This window comes from Kitasatospora nipponensis (genome assembly GCF_039528135.1).
Classification (GTDB): domain Bacteria; phylum Actinomycetota; class Actinomycetes; order Streptomycetales; family Streptomycetaceae; genus Kitasatospora; species Kitasatospora nipponensis.
In genome coordinates this window covers 1-558 of record NZ_BAAALF010001022.1, presented here as the reverse complement: position 1 = coordinate 558, position 558 = coordinate 1, and the positions used below count along the sequence as shown (strand labels likewise).

The 558-nt window shown below is 63.3% G+C and carries 1 protein-coding gene; it reads right to left on the bottom strand.

Features of this window, described 5'->3' with window-relative positions; all coding sequences use genetic code 11:
• On the bottom strand, positions 1–374 hold a 374-nt coding region (locus tag ABD323_RS44655; RefSeq protein ID WP_344447687.1), incomplete at its 3' end, for a fumarylacetoacetate hydrolase family protein.
• Positions 375–558 lie beyond the last annotated feature (184 nt).

Genomic DNA, 558 nt, shown 5'->3' with positions numbered 1-558 from the left:
CCCTTGGAACGCAGATTCGACCCCTTGTCCGCGGCGCGCAGATCGTAGACGCCGAGATCGTTCGCCGCCGTCACCGCAGCGACGTACGTCCAACCATCCTGCCTCGGCACCCGCCAGGCTTCTGTGCCGATGACCAGTGCGATCTCACCCTCGAAGGCGAACAGCTCGGCACCCGCCGGGCGTTCCGCCACCTCATCGGTAACCGCCAAGGAGGTCACCGGTTTGAGGAAGTACGACGGCTTCGACGGCGCCCGGCCACGCTGGGCTATCCGCGACGGATAGTTCAGGTGAACCGCGATGACCTTGCCCGGCCGCCCGACGAGCGGGTGGTGAACGAGGCCGTCGACTGAGAAACGCACTGCATCGGACGACATGTGTCAGGATCGTATACGATGACATATCTGATCTCAACAGAAGATGAGCACGCATCTCCGGGGCACGGACCACGGTCCGGCAAAATGGAGCGTCACATCGTCGAAACGAGGGCTCATGACTAGCGATGCACCGGCCGAAGGCATGGGCACGAGCAAGTCACAGGTGGGTTACGAGTGGCTCCGG